Genomic DNA, 1,294 nt, shown 5'->3' with positions numbered 1-1,294 from the left:
AGTGGACACGATGGTCTCAGGATGATCGGCTGTCTGCAAGATGGGTTGGCGGGACGCTTACGGAAGAAATATCTGCAAGGCGCCTTGAACTTGGTCGCCTAGTTTGTCAAGTATTGGTCGCTGCAGCTCTGAGATTGTTGCGAGTGCTTCCTGATATTTCGGCTCCTTTTCAAGGATCCGCAACTCTGCCGAGAGGAGTCTTTGAATTAAGTCTAATGTATCTCTATCGGTCCGTACTGCTGGAATATAGTTAAAGTGAATTCTTTCTGCTACGAACTTCGCAATTTTCGCGGACTTTTGGGCGAGTGACTTAGTGCCTGATCCTGACTTAACTACTCGAAAGCTCGGCTTCTGTTCCTTGTCGATTGTGATTTCAAGCGGTAGTGAGCCCTTTAGATTCGAGCCTATAACGGTCTTCAACTCTGCTGTCTCGTCCTCGCTCAATCCAAACTCAAGGCGAAAGATGGTCTGTAGGGCGCCCGCTCGCTTTTGCAGTTTTAGCGGAAAGTCCCGAGGCCAAAGGTATGTCTCGTCAGTCGGCCCCAGTAATCTGGTGGGACGCGATTCGGATAGGGAGTGTCGCTGCAACAGTTGCATTGATGTTTGCAGTGCGCGAAGGACATTTGACTTTCCTTCATTGTTCCGCCCGATGAGTACCGTCTTTTGAGACAGGGCGACGCCTTGAGCAGATGTGATGCTTCGGTAGTTCGTGACGGAGAAAGAGAGGAGCTGCATTGGTCGTGAGCCGGTAGTTGTTGTGTGGGGCCTAACGTTGAGGTTAACCGGCGGGCCGAAGGCACGTCCGAGTTGAACCGCAGGTTAGGCGCTGGTGAGAAGGGTGCTGGAGCCTTGGAACGCGGCGGCGTTGCCGGAGATTATGGCTGGAGCCTTGCAGGAAAGCAAGCGCGAAGGAAGGCAAGCGTGGTGTGCCCGAACGTTCCACGAAAGCCGAGCAGCAGGCCAGCAACCGGGCGCAGCCGGAGCCCGAGGAAGTGGAGCAGCAGAAGCCAGAGCGAGGCCTAACGTTGAGGTTAACCGGCGTGCCGAAGGCACGTCCGAGTTGAACCGCAGGTTAGGCGATGGCGAGAAGGGTGCTGGGGCCTTGGAGCGCTGCGGCTTTGCCGGAGATTATGGCAGGGGCTTTGAAGGAAGGCAAGCGCGGAGGAAGGCAAGCGCTGTGTGCCCGAACGTTCCACGAAGGCCGAGCAGCAGACCTGCAAATGGGCAGCGCCGCCGGAGCGCGAGGAAGTGGAGCCGCAGAAGCCAGAGCGAGGCCTAACGTTGAGGTTAACCG

Annotated in this window: 1 protein-coding gene and 1 pseudogene; both read right to left on the bottom strand. The window is 56.0% G+C overall.

Annotation, left to right across the window (positions count from 1 at the left end; translation table 11 throughout):
- Positions 1-57: 57 nt before the first annotated feature.
- Positions 58-444, bottom strand: a complete 387-nt coding sequence (locus tag SRAH_RS13275) for a hypothetical protein (protein WP_232841054.1) — start codon at positions 442-444, stop codon at positions 58-60.
- Positions 445-522: 78 nt separating this feature from the next.
- Positions 523-735: pseudogene (locus SRAH_RS13270) on the bottom strand (AAA family ATPase); the annotation flags it as partial.
- Positions 736-1,294: the final 559 nt, after the last annotated feature.

It is taken from the genome of Serpentinimonas barnesii, from assembly GCF_000696225.1.
Classification (GTDB): Bacteria; Pseudomonadota; Gammaproteobacteria; order Burkholderiales; family Burkholderiaceae_C; genus Serpentinimonas; species Serpentinimonas barnesii.
This window is presented reverse-complemented; position numbering and strand designations above follow the sequence as displayed.